The sequence below is a fragment of the Pseudomonas sp. PvP028 genome, from assembly GCF_017832255.1.
Classification (GTDB): Bacteria; Pseudomonadota; Gammaproteobacteria; order Pseudomonadales; family Pseudomonadaceae; genus Aquipseudomonas; species Aquipseudomonas syringae.
Window position 1 is genome coordinate 1,581,139 of record NZ_JAFIBL010000001.1, and the last position, 24,378, is coordinate 1,605,516.

Sequence of the window (24,378 nt, forward strand, 5' to 3'; positions counted from 1 at the left end):
CTTCCTGACCGGATCCGTAACTGAATTAAACGCCGAACAGCTGACGGACCTGTTCGGCCAGTGCTGCCACCTCTTTGCCCAGAAGCCAGTCCAGGGTCAGGTAAACGGCACCGCATATCAGTGCGATGAGTACCAGGTAGAGCCACAAGGGGACTTCATAACGGAACATCTGAGACACTTGATCGGGCAGTGCCCAATCTGGGGAAAGCGCTTTGCGCGGGGTTCGGTAACGAGCGATGTCCTGCCCCAGGGTATTGGCGATGTAACGAAGTTGATCTTTCTTCTCGAGGCTGTATTTGCCTTCAAAGCCCAGTGCCAGGCACAGGTGATAAACCTCAAGGACATCAAGGTTGCGTTTCACGTCAGTACGCAATGCTTCGAGTTTCTCGAAGAAACCCTGACCAGCCAAATGCACGCCAAAATACTGAAATTGCAGTGGATTAACTTCAATCTGATTACGTATTTCACTCTGCCCGGCATTCAAGACGCTTTCATCCAGAAACGCACATAGCGCGTATTGCGCATCCCTGACTTGTTCGACGCTGTAGTTGGCACGACGCGCATCCCGCTCAAGCGCGGGAAAGAATTCGTCGACGCTGGCACGCAGCCTTGAGACGTCGCGCACCTTGCTTCCGCGACGAATCATCAGCGCCATGGTCATGAAGTCCTTGACCATATCCTTGAGTGTCAGTGTTTGCGCTGGGGCAGTAACGCCGCCTTGCATCACGGCATCATTCATTTGAGCACCGCCATCAGTTCAAGCTTGAGATTTTTAAATGCGCTGGGCACATAGAACGCGATGGCGTTAGCTTTCATCATGCGTTCGTAGACCCGGCCATGGGGTTCGATCGAGAAGTATTGGTTGTCCAGACGAACGGGAATGGCATTTGGGGTTCGCACACAGTGACTGAGCGCCGCCCCCGGCATTGCCGTATTAACCACTACCTCAATGTCTTCCGGCGAGCCGACCTTGAAGGCACGTGGTACCAGTTCAAGAACCTGAGCACCTGGCATGTCTGCATGAACCGCAATGTAAAAGTCAGCCTCACTCAAGCGTGGATCGTTCAGGCGGCCCACAAAATAGGACGTACGAGTCTGTTCCAGGCTGATCGGAATATATTGGTTGGGCACAACACTGTTGAGCAGTTCGCGAACCAGCCTGTCGAGCTTTATCATCGAAGTGGCGGGATCATGATGATCGTAGGCAGGGATATCATTGAGCTGTGCGCTCAGGGAAAAAGTCAGCAGACTGCCCGCCAGCTCAGCCAGAAAGCGATACAACTGCTCTGGGTGCAGCCTCGGATGCTGAAGCAGGTGAGCAAGACCTGGATACGCGCGATTGACGGTATAAAGCAGCCAGAACAGGCTGACATCGCTAGACCCGAATTCAGCGATCTGGTCAGCTCTTTCCCGGCGGCGGCCAGACAGTGTTTCGCTCTTGCTCTGCAGAAGTGCGAGCAGGCGCTGGGCAATTTTCAGCAACGTTTCATGCGACCCGATGTGCAGGGCAGGATGAATGAACTGAGTGTCCAGGCTAAATCCATTAATGTTGTTGCGCTGAAGCAGGGTCAGCGGGCAATAGCTGTAGCCATCGAGTGAATCACCATCGATCAGCAGCACCACATTAAGTCGCAGGCTGGTAATTTCGTTTTCCAGCTCGCCTTCATTGATATCAGGCAACATATCAAATGCTTTACGGTAGCGACGTGCGCCTTTGCGCTCTTCACCTTCGTCCAGGTAATTGGCACTGTACGGTTCAGCCAATTTCAACGCCGCATACACTTTCAGCTCCGAACCGTGCTGCACATCTTTCAAATCGCGCGCAGCAGGCAGCGGGTCATGCTGCGGTGCGTCAAAGAGCGAGCCGTCCGGGAAAACCATCTGTAGCCGCTTGAGTTGCAGCACTCCGTTGACCAAGGCTTGCTCATCCACTTCCAGAAGCTGCACGCCCCAATGAAATGGTGACGAGCGCAGTGTCGCCTGAGCCAGCTGGTTCTGGTGGAACTCATCCTGATACTGGAAGTGCTGTGGCAGAAGGAACATGCCCTCTGACCACATCACACGGCTCTTTTTACTCATTTAGCACCTTCCAGAGCTGAGTCAAATGTATTGCTCAGCGACTTCTTAATAGAATTGTTGGCAGCGTCTTCTGCAGATTCGGCGGCCTTTGACTGCATGCGCTCCATAAGCCCAGGCTCCGTATGCTCTGGCTGGGCTGGCTGTAATGGCGCGATGATTTGTTCTTCGGGCATCTGCAGCACATCTTGCCCTCGCTCGGCACTGATGCGGTTCACGTCCAAAAGCACGCGGCCGCCCTCGGATGAAAACAGAATCCCGTCCTTGCGAAACGCGTCTGCATTGAATGCCATTTTCCAGCGGCCGCCGCTGTCATCACGAAAGAAGGCCGCTACTGCGATGTACCGTGCTTCCTTGGCGAGTGGCCAGGTCTGGACCTGACCCATCCCGGGCAAAACCACGAGTTCGCGGGTATCGAGCACGGTGTTGCCGAGCACTTGTTCGGGGTGGTCCAGCAGCGTGTTTGAGTCCGCGCTGTTGAACTTGTCCAGTGAGGTCAGCTGATAAACCCTGGTCACGACGGACAAAGGCATGCCGGAGGTATTGGGGTTCAACTGGTTGCCGCCGTCCACGGTCAGAACGATCTTTTCATCGCTGCTGAACAGCATGTCGCCTGCCCATGTGTCATCGACTCGCTTGCCTACACGGTCAGTGATGCCGCAGGCGGTCAGCCCTAGCAACATAATCAAAACACCCAAATACCTGCCCATTTTGCTGCTCCTGAAACACTTCATATCGACGCCCGGCAATTCGGGCGACGCTGAATCTCATCCGGATCCCGGTTGTCGTCTACGCCACGGTGTACGAAAAGCCTCCGGCCTCATCAAGGCCGATGCTCATGCTATTGACGGGTTTGTCTTCTGCCATACGTGCCAACACGTGCTCTGCCAATTCAGGCATCAATGTGCCGGACAGGATGTTGTCGATGTTCCGGGCTCCGCTGTCGACTTCCGTGCAGCGCGCGGCAATCGTGGGCACCAGCTCCGGGCTGAACTCTAAAGAGGCCTGATGATTTCGTTCGAAACGCGCACGGATACGCGCTAGCTTCAGACCGACAATGCGCTCGAGCACGGCGTCCTGTACCGGGTAATACGGAACAATACTCAAGCGCCCGAGAAATGCAGGTTTGAAAACGTTGTTGAGCTGGTCGCGCAGGTCTTCGACGATCTGGGCGGGGGCGGGTAGCTCGCTGACTCCGAGGCACGTCTGCATGATGTGTTCGGTGCCGACATTGGACGTGAGGATAATCACCGTGTTACGGAAGTTGATTTCGCGTCCTTCGCCGTCATCCAGTACGCCTTTGTCGAATACTTGGAAAAACAGTTCGAGCACGTCCGGATGGGCCTTTTCGACTTCATCCAGTAATACGACGCTGTAGGGTTTGCGACGCACAGCTTCAGTCAGTACGCCGCCTTCGCCGTATCCGACGTAGCCCGGCGGTGAGCCCTTGAGACTGGAGACAGTGTGGGCTTCCTGATACTCGGACATATTGATCGTGATGACATTGCGTTCACCGCCGTACAGCGTATCGGCCAATGCCAGCGCGGTTTCCGTTTTGCCAACACCGCTTGGGCCAAGCAATAGAAATACGCCGATTGGCTTATTAGGGTCTTCCATGCGCGCACGGGAAATCTTGATGCGTTTGCCTATTTCATGCAGAGCATGGTCCTGACCAAGAACGCGTTCGGCCAGCAGTGCAGGTAAGCGCTGGACGGTATCAATCTCGTCGCGCAGCATTTTGCCCAGTGGGATACCCGTCCAGCCGGAGATCACTTCACCAATGGTGGCCCCGTCTACCAGCGCATGCACCAATGGCTGCTCACCCTGAACTTTTGCAAGCTCGGCCCGTAGGTCGGCAAGCTCGGTGCGGTGGTCCTGCCCTGTGGTCTGTTCGCTAAGTTCGTGCAACTGTTTGACCAGTTCCAATTCGCGTTGCCACTGTGTGACCAGTTTCTGTTCGCGTTTCTCGGCGTCGGTCAGTTCTGCACTGAGTTGAGCAAGTCGGCGCTGATGGTCGCTGCCTTTGATCTGTTCCTTTTCCAGCAGAGATATTTCGGTGCGCAGGTTGTCAATCATGCGCCGGCAATCTTCGAGCATGCCGGGCTGTGATGTCTGGCCTAGCGCGACACGCGCGCAGGCGGTATCCAGTACGCTGACGGCCTTGTCCGGCAATTGCCTGCCTGTGATGTAGCGATTGGACAGGCGGACAGCCATGACGAGCGCTTCGTCCATGACCGCTACCCGATGGTGCTCCTGCATTTTTTCCAAGAGGCCACGCAACATGTAGATTGCCTGATCTTCTTCCGGCTCCTCTACTTTTACGACCTGAAAGCGGCGGGCGAGGGCAGCATCCTTCTCGAAGTATTTTTTGTACTCGGCCCACGTAGTGGCGGCAATAGTCCGCAGTTCGCCGCGCGCCAAGGCTGGTTTGAGGAGGTTGGCCGCATCGTTCTGTCCTGCCTGGCCACCTGAGCCAATCAGCGTGTGGGCTTCATCGATAAAAAGAATGATGGGATGCACGCTGCGCTTTGTTTCTTCAATCACCGATTTGAGACGGTTCTCGAATTCGCCCTTAATCCCGGCTCCTGCCTGCAGCAGGCCCAGATCGAGTGTATGAATAGCGACATCCTTGAGTGGCGTTGGCACATCGCCCAGAGCAATACGCAATGCCAGGCCCTCAACTACTGCGGTTTTACCGACACCTGCTTCTCCCGTCAAAATCGGATTGTTCTGCCGCCGACGGGTGAGGATATCGACCATCTGGCGCACTTCGAATTCGCGTCCCAGTACCGGATCAATACGTCCTTCCCGCGCGCTGCGGGTAAGGTCCACAGTATATTGATCCAGGGCAGGAGTCTTGCCGTTGCCCTTGGTTGCCGGTCGTTGAGTATCGTTTCCGGCTGGCAAAGAAGCGCTTTGCTGTGACTCGCTGCTGGCTGAAATGAAGTCCTCGAGATTGGCTTTCAAATCGTCAACATTGATCTTTTCCAGTTCAGGAGCTGACGCGGCTATGACCCGACGCAGTTCTTTATCGTCGAGCAAGGCCTGTAGCAAAAAGCCGCTTCGGATAAGGCTTTGGCCATATTCGATCGAAGCCAATACCCAGGCCCGCTCGATCAGTTGGGTTATGTGCGGGGACAGGGCGGGGGTGCGAGTATTTCCGGTCTTGAAGTCACTCATGGCACTCGCCAACTGCGACTGCAAACGCTCCATCACTACATCGTAATGACGCAAGATCGGCAGCAGGTCGTTATCGTCGCCTTCGAGAAGCTGCAGCAATACATGCTCGATATCGACTTCGTAGTGACGTTCCGCGAGGCATAGCGCAGCAGCGCTTTCGGTCGCATTGCGGCAGGTGTCATTGAGCTTGGCAAAGAGTGACTTAAGGTTCACAGGGCGACCCCATCAAAAGGAATACGGAAAACAGCGCAACGTGACGGATTTACTTTCTCGCCAGGCCGTTTTAGCCAGCCAAGCCAGCCCAGCGCTGTGTTTGTGTTACGGCCTAGACGCGCCAGAGGGATCGCTTCAGGCTTGAGCTGCGGAGCAAGTTCAAAGTCAAGGGTGGGACCGAGATAGAAACGCACCACATCAACCAGTTTTCTATAGTCGTCATTACCTGGTTGAAAACGCTTGTATTCAGCGAGGTCCAACGGACCAATGTCGATACGCACGCAGGATTGGTAGTCCCATACGCGATTGCCAGCCACCGCGCTTTCACCGAGCGTTGCATTGGTACGTCCCAGTTGCGAGCACTGCTCCGGTTCAAGTTTCAGCCAGCGTCCGGCAAAGGGGCGTAGTGAAAAGGGTTGACCGAAGTAGAAGCTCAACATCACTTCCAGGTTGTGCGGATTACGAGGCCGCTGGGTGAACAATCCCGAGAAGTAGGTGAATAACTCCTGTCGAACAGGTGAGCCGCTCGCGTCAAATTTTCGCTTCTGACTTTGCTTGCCAAAACCCACCAGATTGAGCATATAGCGCTCAAAATCCGATGAACCCTTGCGCTCATGTTCGATGTGAAACTTGTATTTCTGCCATGACTGATAGAAGAGAGCGATCATGCGATGAGAGAACACATCCAGAAACGCATGGGCACCATCGTCCCTCTGCTGAATATGCCGGTTCATGAGCATTTCAGTGTAAGGACGGGGCAGTACTCCTGAGGGCCCTATCAACCCCATAAACGTTACCTGCACTTCGGTCAATGCCTGTTCAGCAGCAGTCGAATCCTCGAAGCGCTCGAATTTGAGATCGCTGACTTCGCTCACGGGAAAGTTCAGCGACAGCTGAGTACGAAAACGCAGCGGGTCCTCATGCGGGCGCGCTTCGGGATCAATACGTCCTGCTCTGCTGTAATGCAGACGCAGCAACCTGACCAGTTGGAAAAACTCAAACCGGTAAGGCTCTGCGCGTGCCTGATCGATCAGACCAGAGGTTGATCGCCCGTTCTGGGTGGCCATTGCACAATTCTCTTTTCCCGCTGGCGGGTACGAAGGGTAAGTTGGGTAAAACTGTTGACGGTGCAGTACTGTCCGAAAAAGTGATCAAGGACTTTGCCGAACAGAAATACGCCGCTGCCGATGTATTGGCTTTCGTCTAGTTCCAGGGTGATGCCTACCCCACGCACGAAGTTAGGACGGGGGTGGCCGATACGCACGACAACAGCCTCACTCTTGATCGACAGGATTCCGCTGATTTGCTTTCTAACTGCCAGTCCGCGTCGATAGTTGTAGAGGCTCAGCATTTCCTGAAGCACTTCCTTGCCCTGTGACACCAGCGACATATGGTTCAGGGACAAGTGAGAAATCAGCCGCCAGATCAAGCCGTCGCCCAGGGGCACGCGCGCTGTCACTGTAGGTTTGCGCAATAGCCGGATACCGTCGACCACACCATCATTTTCAAATATGAAGTCGCTCTGGCTGCCTCCGTAACTGAGCAACTGCGGTAAGTCCCGGTTACTGCAAGTCAGGGATATGCTCAACGAATCACTACCTGCGTCGATCAGATCGAGTTCGCGATCCACGACTCGTATAACCATTTCTGTGCCGCCCTGCTTGCCGTGTCTGGAGGGGCGTCGCCGGCCGATCCAATAGCAGGCGTCTGGCCCCAGGTCACCTCTAGGCTCGAAAAACGGGTTGCACTCGCTGACGGTGTCAGTACCGGCTATTTTTTTGACCCGCTGTACGCGGTCGATGGAGACTACTTCTGCATGTCCCTGCAGCCTGACATCGGGGGTAACGGCGTATTCGTGCCGTGTATGAGTAAGCTTGACCGGCTCGGCCTGTTGTTTGAACAGGTTGATAATCGGGGTGCAGCCGAGTTTGAAATTATTGCGCCCCAGATTTTGTGCAAGCCGCGCAAGCCGATCGCCCATTTCGTAATGGGCAAAATAGAAGTTGATCTCGATATCTTTGAGGTCTCGATCAGCCAGGCTTCTCTTGAGCCCTCCAATATCGACGAACATGAATTTGTCCGGAAACGTAAAGTAGTCGTGCAGCAGCCTGTACCCGAGAAACGAGCGCTCCGAGTAATCCACCAGGCCTTCATCGCGCTCAAAACCAACCGCTTTCAACGCACCTTGTGGCAAACCGATTTCCCGGCGTTTTCCCTGTTCTGTAAAACTCACAGTGGCCTTGGCCAAATTGTTGAATAGCAGCTCGTACAATTGCAGCATCAGCGTGCTTTCGCCGTCGAGGAAAAAGCGCAGGGTCTCAATGTCCAGTTGGCCGAAATGGAGATGGGTAGTGGCGGTCAGGCCAATTTTCAGGCAGGCCACCAGATCCGCACTGTGCCCATTGAAAGCAGAGCGTTCCAGTTCGACAAACGATGCATCGCGCACCGCGATAGGCCACAGGTCAACCGGGTAGCAGGTTCTGAACTTGCAAGCCACGCCCTCTACGGTCTTGGAACTTATCTCCGTATGCCGCTCGATGGTGTAGCAGGCAGTCAGCGTAGAGGTTGTCCCACTACTGAATTCCGCGATGGATAACGCGGGCGTCGGGCGTAGGTAGTGTGGGTAAAGTACTTCAAGAAAGGCTTCGACAATTTCGGGAAACTCGTCATCAAGCTTCTTGTGTATGCGAGCCGCCAGAAACGAGAAGCCCTCAATCAAGCGCTCGGCATGGGGATCCTCGCAGTTGTCACCTTCGATGAGTAACCGCGACGCAATTTTCGGGTACTCACGCGCAAACTCCTGCCCAAGAAAGCGCAGGTGCGAGAGCTCCTTTTCGTAATAAGGCAGCAGATCGTCGAGAATCAATTGAGGTTCTGCACTTTGTATTCCTGGGTATTGACTTGCAACACCGCGTCGAAGGAAACCTGACGCGTCGCATCCTGAAGATGCAGCACGGCGTCAACCCGAAAAGTAAGCATGCGGTGACCAATCTGCTGGTTAAGCAATTGCACTTTTACAGCGCGAAAACGTGGGTCACCGACTGTGATAGCGCGCTCCAGTTGAGCCTGTATAAGGCGTCGGTCTTCAGGGTTGAGCACGCCTTTGCTGGTAAAGTCGGGCATGCCATATTCAAGAATCGTTCCCGCCAACTCCGGATAGTCATCGAGTCTCGATGCAACGAGGCACTGACGTGTATTAACCAGTGTCTCGAGATCTCTGATCAGGCTGGCCTTGTATTCGCCTAACGAGCAGAGGCGTTTGGAAACCGCCTCGCTCGCTTGATGAGGAGCATCATCAAGCAGGCGATCAAGTAGCGTAGGTACTAATTGAGGAGAACGACTCATTCAACTATGCCTCCCTGGCTGATGAAGTAGGTCAGCTGCGCGTCGACTGAGGCAGCTCTGCCACGAGGCGTAGGGATGCTGTCAGTTCATCCAGCTGATAGTGCGGGCGCAGGAAAGCAACCGCTTTATAAGCGCCTGGTTTACCTGGCACTTCAACAACCTCTACGCTTGCCTCACGAAGGGGAAACTTGGCTTTGGCTTCCTGGCTCGCGGTGTCATCAAGCAGGACATAGTCGGACAGCCATTCGTTGAGGAACGACTCAACATCCTTACGCGATGCAAAACTGCCGATCTTGTCGCGCATGATCGCTTTCATGTAGTGAGCGATACGCGAGGTCGCGAAGATGTATTGCAGTTGCGCCGACAGACGCGCGTTGGCGTTGGCAATGTCGGTGTTGTACTGCTTCTGCTTCTGGGTCGACTGGGTGCCGAAGAACGCGGCGTAGTCGGTGCCTTTGCAGTGCACCAGCGGAATGAAGCCGAGGTCCGAGAGCTCTTTTTCGCGACGGTCGGTGATGGCGATTTCAGTCGGGCATTTGAGCGCGATTTCACCGTCATCGGTCTTGAAGGTGTGCGTCGGCAAGCCTTCGACCAGACCACCGCCTTCCACACCACGGATCGCCACGCACCAGCCATAGCGGGAGAATGCATCGGTCACGCGGGTGCCCAGCGCGTAGGCAGCGTTCATCCACAGGTATTTGTTGTGGTCACGGCCATCGACGCTTTCGACGAAGTTGAATTCTTCGACAGGCGTGGTATCCGGGCCATACGGCAGACGACCCAGCACGTGCGGCAGAGTCAGGCCGACGTAGCGGGAGTCTTCAGAGGCGCGGAACGACTTCCACTTGGCGTATTCGACGGTGTCGAAGATCTTCGCCAGGTCGCGAGGGCCGGCCATGTCGGTGAACGAGTCCCAGCCGAACAGCTCGGCCGATGCAGCCGAAATGAACGGCGCGTGGGCGGCGGCTGCCACGTGGGAGATCTCTTCCAGCAGGTACATGTCTTCCGGGCTGCGGTTGAACTCGTAGTCACCCAGCAGCATGCCGAACGGCGCGCCACCGAAGGTGCCGTACTCTTCTTCGTAGATCTTCTTGAACAGTGCGCTCTGGTCGAATTCGGACGAGGCCTTGAGGTCACGCACGAGGTCTTTTTTCGACGCGTTGAGCAGGTGAATCTTCAGCGTGGTGCTGGTCTCGGTCTGGTCAACCTGATATTTCAGGCCGCGCCAGGACGCTTCCAGTTGCTGGAATTCACGAGCGTGCATGATTTCGTTCATTTGCTCGGAGAGCATCGAATCGATCTCGGCGATGCGCGCGTCGAGCACGGCAATCAGGTCCTTGCTCGGCGTCATCTCGCCTTCAAGTACCTGGGCCACCAGTTCGCCGATCAGATCGCGGGTACGGGTGCGCTCGGTTTCGGAGCGTGCAACGCGGCTTTCGGAAATGATGCTGTCGAGCAAGGAAGATTGCGGGGCGAAGTTTTCAACTTCAACCAGAGCGCTGTCCTGCTGAGTCACGGGTTGCTTATCGGTCATCGTCAGGCTCCTCCTTACTCTTTGTTGTTGGTGGCGGGAACGGCGGCTTCACGGCCGAATTCCTTGCCCAGGGTTTTCAGCTTTTCAGTGTTCTGCAACACATCCATCAGCAGTTCTTCAAGCTTGTCGTTGCCACCCATCTTGTTACGCAGGTCAGCCAGCTTGTTGCGCACTTCCAGCAGCTTGCGCAGCGGTTCGACCTGACGCACGACGTTCTGCGGCTCGAAGTCTTCCAGCGCATTGAAGTTCAGCTCGACACCGAGTTGGGTGCCGTCTTTTGCCAGGGTGTTGTCGACGCGATACGCCAGGCGCGGTTTGATGCCTTTCAGGACGCCGTTGAAATTGTCGCGGTCGATGAAGATGAACTTGCGATCCTTGAGCTTGGGCAGCGGCTCCAGCGGGTTGCCGGAGAAATCGCCCATAACGCCCACAACGAATGGCAGCTCTTTCTTTTCCTGAGCATCGCCAATCTCCACGTCGTAAGTGATGTGGACCCGAGGCGCGCGAACGCGGTCAAGTTTGTGCTGGGTACTTTCCTTCTTCGCCATCGTCATCTCCTGTGCGAGCAACTCGCTGCAAGTCGTTTGCGTACCGGGCCTGTGGCGGGCCGGGCGCGATTAGAGTCCTTCAATCGTCAGCAGCAGACGCTGACGGATTTCATCGTTCATTTCCAGAATGTTTTCGTGTCCGACCAATTCTTCGAAACTGGTATTGCCTGCGATCTGCGTGCTGTTGCGAATCACCGATTCATCCGGCAATTCTGAGCGTACTGGCGAGCTGATCACACAGAACGGCAGGTCGCCGAAGTCTTTCAATCGCTCGAAACTGACCGGGAAGCGCAGCCCTTCGAACAGGCGGCTCATGCCCGGCGACTTGCTCAGGCAGTAGAACAGCACCAGATAATGCACTACATAACGATACAACTCGGCGCTGCTGCGATTCGGGTCTTTGATGACCTTGCGAAACTGCGCCAGATCGAACGAGTTGAAGCCCACCACCCAACGCACCGGACTGGTGATGCGAATGGTCTGCCCGCTTTGTGACAACACCATGTCGTATTCGAGCGGGAACAGCTCGGGTGTCGTGCTGATCAGGTTCAGGGGCACTTCCAGTTCATTGACCAGCTTGAACGGCTCTGCCGAAGCAATGCGGTCATAGAGCTCCTTGAGCTCTTTGAAATGGTGCTGAGTCTCGCGGCCGCTGCTGCGCTGCGCGCCCTGCAGGTATTCACCGAAGAATGTCTGCGGGCGTATCAACAGCGCGAGGGTCGACAGATAGTCGGACGCCTGCACCTTGAGCGCGTCGGAGATAGCGCGCGTCTGCTTGCGCAGCTTGATCAATGCTTCTATATCGAACGTCTGAGTCATCGGTACATCGTCCTTGAACCCTTCACGACCGTTTCCCGGATCAGGCCGGGGACGGGGAAAAGTTGCGAATTTCTCGACTGCACACCTGCTCATGAAGTGGTTTTGCCATGTGTGTCACTGCGAGACACACCGCCACAATGAGGGAGGAGTTCGTGCTGGCATATAGATGTCGTCTAGCCAGCAGTGTGGTCTATGGCACTATTTTTAGTAGGAAAGTTCCTACAGACGGTAGATATTTTCTCGGTTTCGTTACAGTAAGCAATGATGCCTATGAGCCATCACTGTATTTGATTGTACCCTTAATATAGCTGTAAGTATTGATTTTAAAGGGCTTTAGGGGTGTATTTGGATCCGATAATGGGCGTAAATTAAGCTTAGAAAGATGAACTTATTTGCAGGTTTTCAGGTTTCTGAAGCGGGTAAATGTACAGACTCGCCTTATCAGGCGATTTTTCTTTGATGAGGAGTGATGGCACTGCGAGCGCTCAGGCAGACGGATTCAGGTGGGTCGACGCAGGTCAGGCGGGCAGCTTTGTTACATCAGTTTGCAAATCAGGGTATAACGCCGCCAGCGCCCTCACGCTTGTACTTGAGCAACGGTAGGGCGCATGCACGCAGACGCCAGAGGCGTTTTGCCTGACGGACCTTGTGCGCGCTAAGGACAGCCGGCGGCGACGCACCTCTATGAGCCTTGCCTCATGAAAATCTACAAGCTCATTGCTGTACTCATCCTGCTCCCTTTGGGCCTGAACCTCATCGGTGCCTGGCAGTTGCAGCGCAGTGTCGAAAACACTGAGCGCCTGGTCGAGATCCAGGCCGACCTTGCGCACGCACGTCCCTATTTCGAAAGGCTCGCCAGGTCGCCCGACGCCCTCACGCGAACGATGGATATAGACGGAGAAAACATCACCCTCAAGGAGGCTCTGTCGCGTCTTCATGAGGCAGAACAGGGTCTCGACTTCGTAATGGTGCTGGGCAGTGTCACCACTTGGCTGGCACGCGCCGTCATCGCGCTGTGCCTGCTGGCGGCTCTGGTCGGCGGCGCCGGGCTGGCAGGGCTCAACTGGGCCGCCGCGCGTGCACGTCAATCCCGCGAGCGATTGCTGCACACTTTCAGCAGGGTCAGGCGGATTCTGCCCTTCGTCCTGGTGGGGCACATCGTTGCCATGGGCGCGGCGGTGTCGGCAATCCTCTGTTTCGAAGCCCTGGGCCTGTGGCATGTGGGGCGCATGTCCGCGGGCGAGCTCAAGTTGATCATCGTCGTGCTGATGCTGGTCGCTGCATGCCTGTATTCGATCTGGCGGATGGGCAAGCAGTTGGGCGTCATGCTGCACATGTTCGAGCCCACCGCGATGGAGGTTCTGGGGCAGCAGGTCACGCCTGAAGAGACCCCGGTGCTCTGGGCCTATGTGCGCGATCTGGCCGAACGGCTCGGCGCGCTGTCACCTGATCACATCGTGCTGGGCATGACCGAAGGCTTCTACGTCACCTCGAGCGACGTTTCCCTTCTGCCGTCCGACGCCGTGCTCAAGGGTCGAACTCTGCATGTGCCCATCCTGTACCTGGGGCTGATCGATGCGGCTGAAACCAGCGCAGTGATTGGTCATGAACTGTCGCATTTTGCCGGTGAGGACACCGAGTACAGCCTGCGCTTTCTGCCGATCTACGACGGCATCGGTCGCAGCCTTGGGGTGATCGCTGAAAACATGGTGGTCAGCGGGTGGTTGCAGCGCACCATTCTGCGTCCGGCTTTCATGCTGGGCGTGTATTTCATGGAAAGCTTCGATCAAGCGGTCAATCACTGGAGCCGCGTGCGCGAGCTGGCCGCCGACGCCGCGGGGGCGAGCCTGGCTGGCAACGCGTCGGCGGCCTCGGCGCTGGTGCGCATCTCGGCCATTGATCCGCTTTTGCAGGAGCGGATCTACACGCACATCACGCGGGCCACCAACCCAAGGCGCGGGGAGGTGTTCACCAAGGATCTGCCGAACAGCGTGCTGCACGAACTGGCCGGCAAGACATTCACGCTGCCTGACGAAGAAATGGCCGTCCAGCTGCCGCACCCCTCGGATACGCACCCTTCAAACGGCGAACGTATCGCCGCGCTGCAGGTTGCTGCCGACGAGGCGATCCGCAGCGGCACCCGGCCGGTAGTGGCGGCCCAGGCCCGCGCGGCGATGGACCATTACTTCAGCAATCCCCAGGCACTGCGCATTCGTCTGACCGAGGACTTCATCAAGCATCATGTCGCAAATGATGCTGAGGTGGTGACCGAACTGCGTGCCCGCGCGAAAACGGTAAGCGGTGATGTCGTTCTGCATGAGGGCGCTCGCCTGCGGGGGCTGTTGCTAACGCTATTCCTCGCCCCTCTGCTGGGGCTGGGTATTTATCTGATAGCCGAAGCGCTGTCATTTCCCCAAGGGCTGGCCGAGAAGCGCAACTCTATGCTGATAGCGGGCGGTATCTTGACGGCGTTCATGCTGATGCTGCTGCCATTTGCGCTGCGCATGTGTCTGCGTGCTGACAAGACCGCTCTGCTGCTCACGCCCGATCACTTTGTCTTCGCAAACCTGAAGTCCCCCGTCCCGATCCAGCACATCGCTGATTTTGAGCTGAATGTAGCCTATGGCACGTTTCTGACCCTGCATCTGCAAGACGATGCGCCTTTACCCGAGCGAGTCTCACGTTCGTTCTCTGCACCGAACGCAAAAGTGTTCAGGAAAAAACGCCGGGTACTCCTGGCGCTCGCGCGGTTCAGCCGGGACGGCAAAAAGCTCAAGCCAGACGAGCTTGGTGAGTTGATTGCGGATTACGTCAATGCGGGTACTGCACGACACTTGCTGCAAGAGCGCTTCGAGCAGGGCAAGCGTTAAGCGGATGGCTGTGAACGAGGCAGCGTAAGGCGCGCAGCTTTCCTGCAGGCAACAAAAAACCCGCCGAAGCGGGTTTTTCCAAGACCATCCCGACTTCCTGTCGGACGCCTCCGAGGCGATGGTCGATCATCCTTGATCCGGGTGAACTCCTGTTCACCCCTTGATGGATCCAATACTACGGAGCGCGAGCCAGGTCGGAAATAGCCAAGTTCCTCCAGCGCGTGTAAGCCTTTCGCTATACCTCGCAGGGTCAGCTTCGAACGGCCCTTTGAAGAGCGGGAAATCTGGCGTCAGGAAAAATCTTAAGGTGATATGGCTGCTGACGGCAAAAATCGCAGGCAATAAAAAACCCGCCGAAGCGGGTTTGTACCAAGACCATTCCAACTCCCTGTCGGCTGCCTTCCCGGCGATGGTCGATCGTCCCTGATCCTGGCGAACTCCTTGTTCGCCAGTTGTTGGATCCAATCTTACGGCTCTAATGGCAGGTGCAAAATAGCCATTCGCTTCATTGCGTGTAAGCCTTTGGCTACACAGGTGTCCGTTTTTGCGCATTCTCAGATGCTGGTCGTGCACCAAGAAAATAGAAAACATTGGTGAAACTACTGTGCCAGAGGGTTGCAGGCTCGTTTTCAGGGTGAGAAATTTGCGGTCACTTCACAATAGCGTTGTTGGGCGTTTTTACTGTCCTCGTCGCGGTTTCTCGCCGTGCGTTTGGTCCACTCTCGGCACTCTTCTCTGAAATTGACCTCCGCTGCCTTGCGACACTCGCGCCGTTCGAATGAACGAATAGCGAAGTTTTCGCAGACGCTGTCGCCATCGATCGTGTTGCCGTACACCCGCCACTGCGCGCGGTAGCGGTTTCTGCCGTCCGCTTCGCGGATGGAGGCCGTCGCTAAGCTGTAAGGCCTGGAAGAACGCGTGGAGTTGCGTGAAGCATTGGCCTTGAAATCGGCCATGTAGTCGGCAGACACCATGCCTGTTGCCGGTTCTGCCTGAGCGGGGCGATGAAGCTGGCCGAATCGACAGTTCGCCACCGCCTCATCGATGACGTTGCCGTTTTTCATGCAGTCATCCAAGGGCTGCACAGGGGCGGGCGGCGCCACAGTGGCCGCGATCGGCACAAGCTCTGCGGTTTTTCGAATGTGTGTGGGCGCAGGATCGGCGGCGGCTACGGGCTGCGCCTCGGCCTCGACTGTCCGGGTTTCAGGTATGGACTGCACAACAGGCGGTACTGCCAGCGCTTTGGGGCCTCTCGCGTGTGAGGTGATCAGTCCGGCCACGCAGGCTGCAGCAATAAGGCACGCCAGCCACAGGCCATAAGGGCGTGAGCGGCGAGGCGCATCGACGCGCTTGCGGCGTGGATGCGAGCCCAGCACCACATCGACCTGACCGGGCACGAGGCGCTGAATGCGGATGATCCCGTCGTCCTCGGGTTGCTGTAGGGAATCCATTCCTGCTCCTGATCAAGCGATGTTCTGGTGTGATATTACAATGATATCGGCCGGTGGGTAGAGTTTCTGCAACGCTTTGGTGCTATGTGCATCCGGCCTGGCGCGTTAAGGTTGAGGCCGTTTTTTGACTGATGGATGGACCGCGAATGCACCAGCGTCTCGAACAGGTATTCGGCTACACACAGTTCCGGCCGGGGCAGGAGGCTGCCATCAGTGCGGTGCTGGCCGGACGCTCGGCTGCGGCGATCTTTCCGACTGGCTCGGGCAAGTCGCTATGTTACCAATTGCCTGCCTTGATGTTGCCGCATTTGACGCTGGTGGTGTCGCCGTTGCTGGCGCTGATTCAGGATCAGCTTGCCTTCCTGCACCGCCATGGCATTTCGGCGGCGAGCATTGATTCGGCGCAGAGCCGCGACGAGATCGCTGACGTGATGGCGCGCGCACGCTCCGGCGAGTTGAAGATTCTGATGATCTCGGTCGAGCGCCTGAAGAACGAGCGCTTCCGCAATTTCATCGCTCAAGTACCGATTTCCCTGCTGGTGGTCGACGAAGCGCACTGCATCTCGGAGTGGGGGCATAACTTCCGCCCCGACTACCTGAAACTGCCGGACTACCAGCGCGAATTCAATATTCCCCAGACATTGCTGCTGACCGCCACGGCGACCCCGCAAGTCATCACCGACATGCAGGACAAATTCGCCATCGCCCCCGAGGATGTCATCACCACCGGTTTCTACCGCGCCAACCTGCACCTGTGGGTCAAGCCGGTCAGCGGACGAGACAAGCGACGCCGGCTGGTGGAGTGGCTCAACGAGCGTCGCGGGCAACCGACCATCGTTTACGTGACCCTGCAAAAGACCGCCGAACATATCGCCGCGCATCTGGAACAGAATGGCCTGCCCGCCAGCGCCTACCATGCCGGGCTGCCCAACGATCAGCGCGAGTCGATCCAGAAGCAGTTCATGGGCGGCCATTTGAACTGCATCGTGGCAACCATCGCGTTCGGGATGGGCATCGACAAAAGCGACATTCGCAACGTGGTGCATTTCGACCTGCCCAAATCCATCGAGAACTACAGCCAGGAAATCGGCCGGGCAGGGCGCGATGGTGCTGCTTCGGATTGTCTGGTGCTGGCCAACCGCGACAGCCTCAACGTGCTGGAGAACTTCGTGTACGGCGATACGCCGGAGCGCGAGGGGATTGCCCGTGTGCTGGAGGATTTGCTCGGGGCGCGTCATGACGGGCAGTGGGAGTTCCTGTTGGGGCCGCTCGCCGACCTCAGCAACATTCGTCAATTGCCGTTGAAGACCCTGCTGGTGCAACTGGAGCTGCGCGGGATCATTGCGCCGCGTTACGCATATTTTGCCGAGTACCGCTTCAAGTTTCTGCTTCAGCCGCAAGACCTGATGGCGCGTTTCGAAGGGGAGCGACGCGAGTTCGTTCAGGCCCTGACCGACACCTCAAACCGGGCACGCACCTGGGCCACCGTCGATTTCGAGGCGATGTACCAGCAATACGGCGCCGAGCGCGGGCGAGTGGTCAAGGCGCTGGATTACTTTCAGGAAAAAGGCTGGATCGAGCTTGAAAGCAAACAGATGACCGAGGTCTACAGCCTGTTGCGCAGCGACTTTGATGCACAGGCCCTAAGCGTCGAATTGCACGATTATTTCGCTCATCACGAAGCCACTGAAGTTGCGCGCATTCACACCATGCTGGACGTGTTCGCCAGTGACCAGTGCCTGACCCATCGGCTGGCGCGGTACTTCGGTGATCACAATGCGCCTGAGCGTTGCGGGCATTGCTCGGTCTGCCTCGGCGAAGTCGCCTACCTGCCCGAACCACCCGCGCTGGAGCCTCTGGCGAATCGAAACTTCCAGCAACTGTGCAGCGAGTTTATCCACAAGCACCAGGACTACACCGGCCAGCGGCCCAGCGCTGATTGCCTGACGCGTTTTCTGTGCGGCATCAGCGTGCCGCTGTTCACCAAGCTCAAAGCCCGCGCCACTGCCGGGTTTGCCGTGTTGGAGGATTATCCGTACGCACAGGTCAGGACGTGGGTGCAGGCCATGGCTGGTAACTGACTACGCGCACAAAGTGATCTGACCAGGGTGGCGATGCTCTGCATCCAGTCCAGAGCCTGCGCTGCGACAGACAAATGAAAACCGGCCGCTCAAGAGCGGCCGGTTTTTGTGCTTCAGCAACTGACGGTGGTATCAGTCACGATGACGGCGATGGCCGTGGTGCTTCGGGCGATGGCCATGGTCACGGCCACCACGATAACGACGATCGTCGCTGCGGCTTTCGTTGCCCATGTAGTTGCCGAGTGCAGCACCGCCGCCGCCACCTACCGCCGAGCCTACCAGGCTGCCGGTGTTGCCGCCGACGCTGCGACCCAGCACGTTACCGCCCGCTGCGCCCAGACCGCCGCCAATGGCTGCTTCTGTGCGGTTGCGACGATCTGCGCCTACAGCGCCACCGGCTGCGCCGCCGACACCCGCGCCAATTGCTGAACCAGTGCTGCCGCCGACCTGCTGGCCGACGACCGAACCGAGTACCCCACCCAATGCTCCGCCTACGCCTGACTCGAGGTTGCCTGCAGACGCTGCACCGCCGATCAAGGTAAGAGACAACAACAGTATCGAGGAATACTTCATGTATGGAATCTCATAGGGATGACGCCGCGATCTTGGTGTCAAGTGAAGAATGTAGCAATGCAATTCCGACGAGTAACACGATTGCCACACAAACTGCTAAGTTACTGTTTTGGCTAAGGAACTTAAGTCGAAAAAGAGAGTCTGAGGTTACTTGCAAAAGGCCCGCTTCCAGTGAAGCGGGCCTTTTTTGTGGGCGTCTTTCAGGGACGTCAGAGGATGCGTGCCGACTCTGCCGAGCGCTCGAGGCGGATGGCAACGAACTTCGATGTCGGCGTGCTGCTGCCATCGCCCACGCTTTCCAGCGGCACCAGCGGGTTGACCTCTGGGTAGTAGGCGGCAGCCTGACCGGCCGGAATATCGAACGGCAGCAATGTGAAGCCTTTGACGCGGCGCTCGCGGTTATCACTCCAGATCGAAATCAGGTCCGCCTTCTGCCCCGGCTGGAAGCCCAGACGGATGATGTCGGCTTCGTTGACGAACAGCACGTCACGCTGACCTTTAACGCCGCGATAACGGTCGTCCAGGCCATAGATGGTGGTGTTGTACTGATCGTGCGAGCGCATCGACTGCATGATCAGGTCCGGGATCTGCCCGGTCGAGCTGACGTGTTCATTGATCAGAGTCAACGGCAGCGCGTTGGACTTGAAGTTGGCGCGGGTCGACGCAGTGTTCCAGCGACGTGCGCCAGCAGCGTTACCCAGGTAGAAGCCGCCCGGGTGCTTGACGCGCTCGTTGAAATCCTTGAAGCCGGGGATGGTGTCGGCGATCAGGTCACGAATACGGTTGTAGTCCTCGACCAGCCACAACCAGTCCACAGGCGCCTTGCCCAGCGTAGCGTTGGCGATACCGGCGATGATCGCCGGCTCGGAGCGCATTTGCTTCGAGGACGGCTTCAACTGGCCATTGGAAGCGTGAACCATGCTGAACGAATCTTCCACGGTGACGGCTTGTGGGCCGTTGGCCTGGATATCGATGTCGGTACGGCCGAAGCACGGCAGGATCAGCGCGTCCTTGCCGTGGAACAGGTGGCTGCGGTTCAGCTTGGTGCTGATCTGTACGGTCAGGTCGCAATTGCTCAGGGCTTCGGCAGTGCGATGGCTGTCCGGGGTGGCCTGAGCGAAGTTGCCGCCCAGCGCGATGAACACCTTGGCGCGACCTTCGGCCATGGCGTGAATGGCTTCGACGACGTTGTGACCATTTTCGCGGGGTACTTTGAACTGGAAGCGTTTTTCCAGAGCATCGAGCAGGAACACCGGTGGGCGCTCGTTGATGCCCATGGTGCGGTCACCCTGCACGTTACTGTGACCGCGCACCGGGCACAGGCCGGCACCCGGACGACCGATGTTGCCGCGCAGCAGCATCAGGTTGGCGATTTCCTGGATGGTCGGTACCGAGTGACGGTGCTGGGTAATCCCCATCGCCCAGCACATGATCACGTTCTTGCCTTTGGCGTACATGCGTGCCGATTGTTCGATGTCGCTCAGCGGCAGGCCGGACTGCTCGACGATGGCGTCCCAGGACGTGTCATCGATGGCGGCCAGGTATTCGAGTACGCCTTCGGTGTGTTCGTTGAGGAACGCGTGATCGAACACCGAAGGTGCGTTGTTGGCCTGCGCCTCGCGCTCCCATTGCAGCAGGAACTTGGCCATGCCGCGCAACAGCGCCATGTCGCCACCCAGGGCAGGGCGGAAGTAGGCGGTGTTGGTCGGGCGGTCGCCGTTGGTGAGCATCTCGACCGGGTGTTGCGGATGCTGGAAACGCTCCAGGCCACGCTCTTTGAGCGGGTTGACGCAAACCACCTGAGCGCCGCGCTGTACTGCTTCACGCAAAGGCTCGAGCATGCGCGGGTGGTTGGTGCCGGGGTTCTGACCGAGGACGAAGATGGCATCGGCGTGTTCGAAATCCTCGAACGTGACGGTGCCCTTGCCGACGCCGACGCTTTGCGACAGTGCTACGCCGCTGGCCTCGTGGCACATGTTCGAGCAGTCCGGGAAGTTGTTAGTGCCGTAGGCGCGCACGAACAGCTGATACAGGTACGCCGCTTCGTTGCTGGCGCGACCCGAGGTGTAGAACTCGGCCATGTTCGGGCTGGGCAGGTTCTTCAGGTGCTTGGCGATCAGCGCAAACGCGTTGTCCCAGCTGATCGGCTTGTAACGGTCGGTTTCCGCGTCATAAGTCATCGGCTCGGTCAGACGGCCCTGATACTCGAGCCAGTAATCACTCTGCTCCATCAACGAGCTGACGCTGTAGCGGGCGAAGAAGGCCGGGTCGACACGGCGCTTGGTCGCTTCCCAGTTCACCGCCTTGGCGCCGTTCTCGCAGAACTTGACCATGCCGCTTTCCGGCGAATCACCCCAGGCGCAGCCCGGGCAGTCGAAACCGCCGTTCTGGTTGGTCTTGAGCATCATGCGCAGGTTCTTCAGCGCGTTGTCACTGCCCAGCCAGTGTTGCGTCACGCTGATCAGTGCGCCCCATCCGCCTGCCGCACCTTTGTACGGCTTGTAGCGGGGGGTTGGTGTCTTGTCGGCTTGATGATGAGTGCTCACGCTTGAATCTCCATCGCAGGGCTATAGACCCGCGGCGCACTGTGCTGCGGCAGGTGAATTAAATTGAGGTTATGACGGCGGGCCCATTGCAGGGCCAGGCCGGTGGGCGACGACAGGCTGACCAGCGTCTGGATGCCGGCGCGCAATACTTTCTGAATCAGTTCCAGGCTGCAGCGACTGGTCACGATGGCGACGCCGCCGGCCAAGGGGATGTCCTGGCGGATCAAGGCGCCGATCAGTTTGTCCAGCGCGTTGTGGCGGCCGATGTCTTCACGGCCCAGCAGCAACTGGCCGTTGCCGTCCATGAACACCGCCGCGTGCACAGCGCCGCAATGGCGGCCAAGCGGCTGGAACTCGCCGATGCGCTGACGCAGGCCTTCCAGCCATTCGATCGGGGGCAGGGGCGCGCCGGGCAGCGCTTTCAGGTCAGGCAATGCTTGCTCGACGGCTTCAACGCCACACAGTCCGCAGCCGCTGGTGCCAGCTAACTGTCGGCGCTGCTGCTTGAGTTCCCAGAACGCGCGGCTGGCGATCTCGACCTCGGCCTGCATCGCCGAGCCGCGACCGCTGAGTTTGAAGTCGTAGATTTCGTCATGCGAGGCAATGATGCCGCTGCCCAGGCTGAAGCCGACGATAAAGTCTTCCAGATCGGTCGGGCTGACCAGCATGACCGCCTGGCTGATGCCGTTGTAGGCAATCGCCAGTGCCACTTCTTCGGCAAGTTCGTTGCGTGCAGAGGCCGTGCCCTCGAGATTCGAGTAGCTGTAGGACTGGCTTGCTTCGGGGGCTGGCGTAGCAAAGGACGCCGAGCTGACCTTGCGCGTAACGGGCATGGGCTGAAATACCGGCAGAATGACATCTGCAAGACTAGGCCCGTTATGTGAAATCGTCTAATCGCTAGTGCTGATGCCCCGATAGATGACGTCGATCAACGCCCTAGCGCGGTATTTCGGCTACCAGCGCAAAACAGGCTTCGGCCAGTGCCGAGCGCGGCGCACTGCGGCGCATGATCAACCCCAGCCGGGCCAAAGTCCGGGAGTCGGCAATCGGATGCAGGCGCAAATGTTCGGTGAGCGTTTCCAGTCCGCCATCCAGCGGCATGATCGCGCAGCAAAAACCGCCATGTACGGCTTGCAGCAACTGATGAACGGCATCGGTTTGTATCAGCGGGTTGGGTTGCAGGCCGCGGCTATGGAAGTTGTGATCGATCGACTGGCGAAAATGCATGCCGCTGGTCAGCATGCCCAGTGGCAGCTCGACCAGATCGGCCCAGCTCAAGGGATCGTCGCCAAACGAAAAGTGCCGACGGTCGTACAGCAGGCCCATGCGCGTGTCGTCCAGGGGCAGCGAATCGAAACGCTCGTTGTCCAGCCGCTCCAGGTACGAGACGCCCAGGTCGATACGATTGCTCGCCAGTTGTTCCAGCACTTGCTCGGAGCTGAGTGACGACAGCTCGAAGCGCAGATTGGGGTGCAGTTGGTGCAATCGGTGCAGTAATGGCAGCGGATCGAAGCTCGACAGCGGCACTACGCCCAGGCGCAACGTCCCGACCAGATGACCGCGGCAGGCGGCCGCTTCAGCCTGCAGACCGTCGTAGGCAGCCAGTACCGTGCGTGCCCAGGCCAATACGCGTTCGCCTGGTGCGGTGAAACCTTCGAAGCGCTGGCCGCGATTGACCAGTGGCAAGCCAAGCTCTTCTTCCAGATTGCGCAGGCGCATCGACAGCGTCGGCTGGGTGATGTTGCAGCGCGCAGCCGCCTGGCCGAAGTGCCTCGTCTCGTCGAGGGCGATCAGAAATTTAAGTTGCTTGATGTCCATGTTCACTCCGCTAAGCCGTCCAGACAGCCGATTCTACGCGTTCAGGCTGAACGATGGTCGGGCTACATTGGTCGGAAGCCTGTAGCCCTTGATTTACAAGGACTACACTCATCACGCTATTCCTCAAACCTACTCACGGATAACCAGAAAATGAGTCTTATCAGTTTCATCAAAGAAGCAGGCGAGAAAATTCTGGATGCACTTCTGCGAGATGATAAAGCCAACGCCGATGAGTTGCTGAAAAAGCATATCTCCGAAGTCGGTCTGGGCAACCCTAATGTGCGGACCCGGATCGATGGCGGCACGGTCATCGTCGAAGGCAAAGTCTCCAGCCAGGAGGAGCGGGAAAAGATCGTTCTGATCCTGGGAAATATCCACGGCGTGGAAAAAGTCGACGACCAGATGACCGTCGAGGGCAGCGCAGGCGCAGAGTCCGAATACGTGGAAGTAAAGTCGGGCGACACGCTTAGCGCGATTTCCAAGCGCGTTTATGGCGATGCCAACCAGTACCAGAAAATCTTTGAAGCCAATAAGCCGATGCTCAAGAGCGCGGACAAGATCTATCCGGGTCAGAAGCTGCGCATTCCGAAGTGATCTGAAGACGCTGCCCGCCTTTTCAGGCGGGCACATGGCGTTACTTACAATCCCTTGCTCAGCTCCCGATAGTCGTCCACTGCGGCGAACTCTTCGGTGTCTTTCGGGCCTTTCTGGCTGTTGGGCTGGCTGACTGCCAGCAAATGAGCTACACCGAAGTGTCGAGCGCTGCGCAGTATTGGCAGGGTATCGTCGATAAACAGGCTGCGTGCCGGGTCGAACGCTGTTTCGGCCTTCAAAGCGTCCCAGAAATGCTGGCTTTCTTTGGGAAAGCCGTAATCGTGAGAGCTGATAAGGCGTTCGAAATAAGGCGCCAGCTCGATTCGCTCCATCTTCAGCGACAACGAATCACGGTGCGCATTGGTGATCATGATCACCCGCTTGCCGGCTTTTTGCAGGGCCGCGAGAAACGTCTCGGCGTCCGGGCGCAGCGCAATCATGTGAGCGATTTCGCGTTTCAGGTCGCGGACCGACAGGTTAAGCTCGGTGCTCCAGAAATCCAGGCAGTACCAGTTGAGCGTGCCCGCGTTGTTTTCGAACAGCGGTTTCAACTCCAGCCAGGCCATGGCGAAACTGACGCCATGCAGTTCGGCGTAGCGCTGCGGCAGGTGCTGCATCCAGAAGTGTTCGTCGTAATGCAGGTCGAGCAACGTGCCGTCCATATCCAGCAGGACGGTATCGATTTCGCTCCAGGGCATGGAAAGCATTCTGGCCTCGTCAAGGGGTTGAT

The 24,378-nt window shown here is 57.6% G+C and carries 19 protein-coding genes; 3 read left to right on the top strand and 16 right to left on the bottom strand.

From position 1 onward, the window contains the following. Window positions 1–25 precede the first annotated feature (25 nt). From icmH to JOE34_RS07120, 10 genes are all read right to left on the bottom strand, one after another. Window positions 26–739 (bottom strand): type IVB secretion system protein IcmH/DotU, encoded by a 714-nt coding sequence (icmH, locus tag JOE34_RS07075; protein ID WP_010406254.1) that lies wholly within the window; start codon window positions 737–739, stop codon window positions 26–28. Further along, window positions 736–2,079, bottom strand: a complete 1,344-nt coding sequence (tssK, locus tag JOE34_RS07080) for a type VI secretion system baseplate subunit TssK (RefSeq protein WP_003372334.1) — start codon at window positions 2,077–2,079, stop codon at window positions 736–738. The genes icmH and tssK overlap by 4 nt, the downstream gene beginning before the upstream one ends. Further along, the gene (tssJ, locus tag JOE34_RS07085) at window positions 2,076–2,786 is read right to left on the bottom strand and encodes a type VI secretion system lipoprotein TssJ (RefSeq protein WP_003372332.1); all 711 of its coding nucleotides are present in this window, start codon (window positions 2,784–2,786) and stop codon (window positions 2,076–2,078) included. Before tssJ ends, tssK begins: the two co-directional genes overlap by 4 nt. 79 nt (window positions 2,787–2,865) lie before the next feature. Next, window positions 2,866–5,469, bottom strand: a complete 2,604-nt coding sequence (gene tssH, locus JOE34_RS07090) for a type VI secretion system ATPase TssH (RefSeq protein ID WP_010406261.1) — start codon at window positions 5,467–5,469, stop codon at window positions 2,866–2,868. Next, window positions 5,466–6,536 (bottom strand): type VI secretion system baseplate subunit TssG, encoded by a 1,071-nt coding sequence (tssG, locus tag JOE34_RS07095; RefSeq protein ID WP_010406263.1) that lies wholly within the window; start codon window positions 6,534–6,536, stop codon window positions 5,466–5,468. The genes tssH and tssG overlap by 4 nt, the downstream gene beginning before the upstream one ends. Continuing rightward, window positions 6,500–8,332, bottom strand: coding sequence for a type VI secretion system baseplate subunit TssF (gene tssF, locus JOE34_RS07100; protein WP_024684250.1), 1,833 nt, complete (start codon window positions 8,330–8,332; stop codon window positions 6,500–6,502). The genes tssG and tssF overlap by 37 nt, the downstream gene beginning before the upstream one ends. Beyond that, window positions 8,332–8,814 (bottom strand): type VI secretion system baseplate subunit TssE, encoded by a 483-nt coding sequence (gene tssE, locus JOE34_RS07105; RefSeq protein ID WP_010406269.1) that lies wholly within the window; start codon window positions 8,812–8,814, stop codon window positions 8,332–8,334. Before tssE ends, tssF begins: the two co-directional genes overlap by 1 nt. Before the next feature lie 31 nt (window positions 8,815–8,845). Then, a complete protein-coding gene (gene tssC / locus JOE34_RS07110) occupies window positions 8,846–10,348 on the bottom strand; it encodes a type VI secretion system contractile sheath large subunit (RefSeq protein ID WP_010406272.1) in 1,503 nt (500 codons plus the stop codon). A gap of 14 nt (window positions 10,349–10,362) precedes the next feature. Then, window positions 10,363–10,896 carry a type VI secretion system contractile sheath small subunit gene (gene tssB / locus JOE34_RS07115; RefSeq protein WP_046265629.1) on the bottom strand — a complete coding sequence of 178 codons (534 nt, stop codon included), beginning with the start codon at window positions 10,894–10,896 and terminating at the stop codon, window positions 10,363–10,365. Between the two features lie 69 nt (window positions 10,897–10,965). Further along, the gene (locus tag JOE34_RS07120) at window positions 10,966–11,715 is read right to left on the bottom strand and encodes a hypothetical protein (RefSeq protein WP_002551426.1); all 750 of its coding nucleotides are present in this window, start codon (window positions 11,713–11,715) and stop codon (window positions 10,966–10,968) included. Window positions 11,716–12,413: 698 nt separating this feature from the next. On the opposite strand from JOE34_RS07120, the gene JOE34_RS07125 reads away from it, so the two are divergent. Further along, on the top strand, window positions 12,414–14,585 hold the full coding sequence (locus JOE34_RS07125) for a M48 family metallopeptidase (protein ID WP_209995371.1): 2,172 nt from the start codon (window positions 12,414–12,416) through the stop codon (window positions 14,583–14,585). A gap of 629 nt (window positions 14,586–15,214) precedes the next feature. Here JOE34_RS07125 and JOE34_RS07130 read toward each other — a convergent pair. Next, a complete protein-coding gene (locus tag JOE34_RS07130; RefSeq protein WP_209995374.1) occupies window positions 15,215–16,036 on the bottom strand; it encodes a hypothetical protein in 822 nt (273 codons plus the stop codon). A 146-nt stretch (window positions 16,037–16,182) separates the two neighbouring features. Here JOE34_RS07130 and JOE34_RS07135 point away from each other — a divergent pair, with 146 nt between their 5' ends. Beyond that, entirely contained in the window at window positions 16,183–18,117 is a 1,935-nt protein-coding gene (locus JOE34_RS07135; protein ID WP_209995383.1) for a RecQ family ATP-dependent DNA helicase, read from the top strand. Between the two features lie 132 nt (window positions 18,118–18,249). Here the strand turns inward: JOE34_RS07135 and JOE34_RS07140 are convergent, their stop codons facing one another. The 4 genes from JOE34_RS07140 to JOE34_RS07155 form a co-directional block, all read right to left on the bottom strand. Further along, entirely contained in the window at window positions 18,250–18,690 is a 441-nt protein-coding gene (locus JOE34_RS07140) for a glycine zipper domain-containing protein (RefSeq protein WP_003318246.1), read from the bottom strand. A 209-nt stretch (window positions 18,691–18,899) separates the two neighbouring features. After that, a complete protein-coding gene (locus JOE34_RS07145) occupies window positions 18,900–21,236 on the bottom strand; it encodes an FdhF/YdeP family oxidoreductase (RefSeq protein ID WP_003413652.1) in 2,337 nt (778 codons plus the stop codon). Next, a complete protein-coding gene (gene fdhD / locus JOE34_RS07150; protein ID WP_003343608.1) occupies window positions 21,233–22,069 on the bottom strand; it encodes a formate dehydrogenase accessory sulfurtransferase FdhD in 837 nt (278 codons plus the stop codon). Before fdhD ends, JOE34_RS07145 begins: the two co-directional genes overlap by 4 nt. A gap of 103 nt (window positions 22,070–22,172) precedes the next feature. Then, window positions 22,173–23,054: a LysR family transcriptional regulator gene (locus JOE34_RS07155; RefSeq protein WP_003394270.1), complete on the bottom strand. Its 882-nt coding sequence runs from the start codon at window positions 23,052–23,054 to the stop codon at window positions 22,173–22,175. 150 nt (window positions 23,055–23,204) lie between these two features. Here JOE34_RS07155 and lysM point away from each other — a divergent pair, with 150 nt between their 5' ends. Further along, window positions 23,205–23,648: a peptidoglycan-binding protein LysM gene (gene lysM / locus JOE34_RS07160; protein ID WP_096115724.1), complete on the top strand. Its 444-nt coding sequence runs from the start codon at window positions 23,205–23,207 to the stop codon at window positions 23,646–23,648. Window positions 23,649–23,692: 44 nt separating this feature from the next. Here lysM and yrfG read toward each other — a convergent pair whose 3' ends face one another. Further along, entirely contained in the window at window positions 23,693–24,355 is a 663-nt protein-coding gene (yrfG, locus tag JOE34_RS07165) for a GMP/IMP nucleotidase (RefSeq protein WP_003384128.1), read from the bottom strand. Window positions 24,356–24,378: the final 23 nt, after the last annotated feature.

Excerpts from the sequence above, each read along its gene's own strand:
- tssE (WP_010406269.1), bottom strand. The coding sequence starts at position 8,814 with ATGAGTCGTTCTCCTCAATTAGTACCTACGCTACTTGATCGCCTGCTT.
- JOE34_RS07130 (WP_209995374.1), bottom strand. The coding sequence starts at position 16,036 with ATGGATTCCCTACAGCAACCCGAGGACGACGGGATCATCCGCATTCAG.
- yrfG (WP_003384128.1), bottom strand. The coding sequence starts at position 24,355 with ATGCTTTCCATGCCCTGGAGCGAAATCGATACCGTCCTGCTGGATATG.
- JOE34_RS07140 (WP_003318246.1), bottom strand. The coding sequence starts at position 18,690 with ATGAAGTATTCCTCGATACTGTTGTTGTCTCTTACCTTGATCGGCGGT.
- JOE34_RS07135 (WP_209995383.1), top strand. The coding sequence starts at position 16,183 with ATGCACCAGCGTCTCGAACAGGTATTCGGCTACACACAGTTCCGGCCG.
- lysM (WP_096115724.1), top strand. The coding sequence starts at position 23,205 with ATGAGTCTTATCAGTTTCATCAAAGAAGCAGGCGAGAAAATTCTGGAT.
- icmH (WP_010406254.1), bottom strand. The coding sequence starts at position 739 with ATGAATGATGCCGTGATGCAAGGCGGCGTTACTGCCCCAGCGCAAACA.
- tssB (WP_046265629.1), bottom strand. The coding sequence starts at position 10,896 with ATGGCGAAGAAGGAAAGTACCCAGCACAAACTTGACCGCGTTCGCGCG.
- JOE34_RS07120 (WP_002551426.1), bottom strand. The coding sequence starts at position 11,715 with ATGACTCAGACGTTCGATATAGAAGCATTGATCAAGCTGCGCAAGCAG.
- tssG (WP_010406263.1), bottom strand. The coding sequence starts at position 6,536 with ATGGCCACCCAGAACGGGCGATCAACCTCTGGTCTGATCGATCAGGCA.
- tssK (WP_003372334.1), bottom strand. The coding sequence starts at position 2,079 with ATGAGTAAAAAGAGCCGTGTGATGTGGTCAGAGGGCATGTTCCTTCTG.
- tssJ (WP_003372332.1), bottom strand. The coding sequence starts at position 2,786 with ATGGGCAGGTATTTGGGTGTTTTGATTATGTTGCTAGGGCTGACCGCC.
- JOE34_RS07125 (WP_209995371.1), top strand. The coding sequence starts at position 12,414 with ATGAAAATCTACAAGCTCATTGCTGTACTCATCCTGCTCCCTTTGGGC.
- fdhD (WP_003343608.1), bottom strand. The coding sequence starts at position 22,069 with ATGCCCGTTACGCGCAAGGTCAGCTCGGCGTCCTTTGCTACGCCAGCC.
- JOE34_RS07155 (WP_003394270.1), bottom strand. The coding sequence starts at position 23,054 with ATGGACATCAAGCAACTTAAATTTCTGATCGCCCTCGACGAGACGAGG.
- tssC (WP_010406272.1), bottom strand. The coding sequence starts at position 10,348 with ATGACCGATAAGCAACCCGTGACTCAGCAGGACAGCGCTCTGGTTGAA.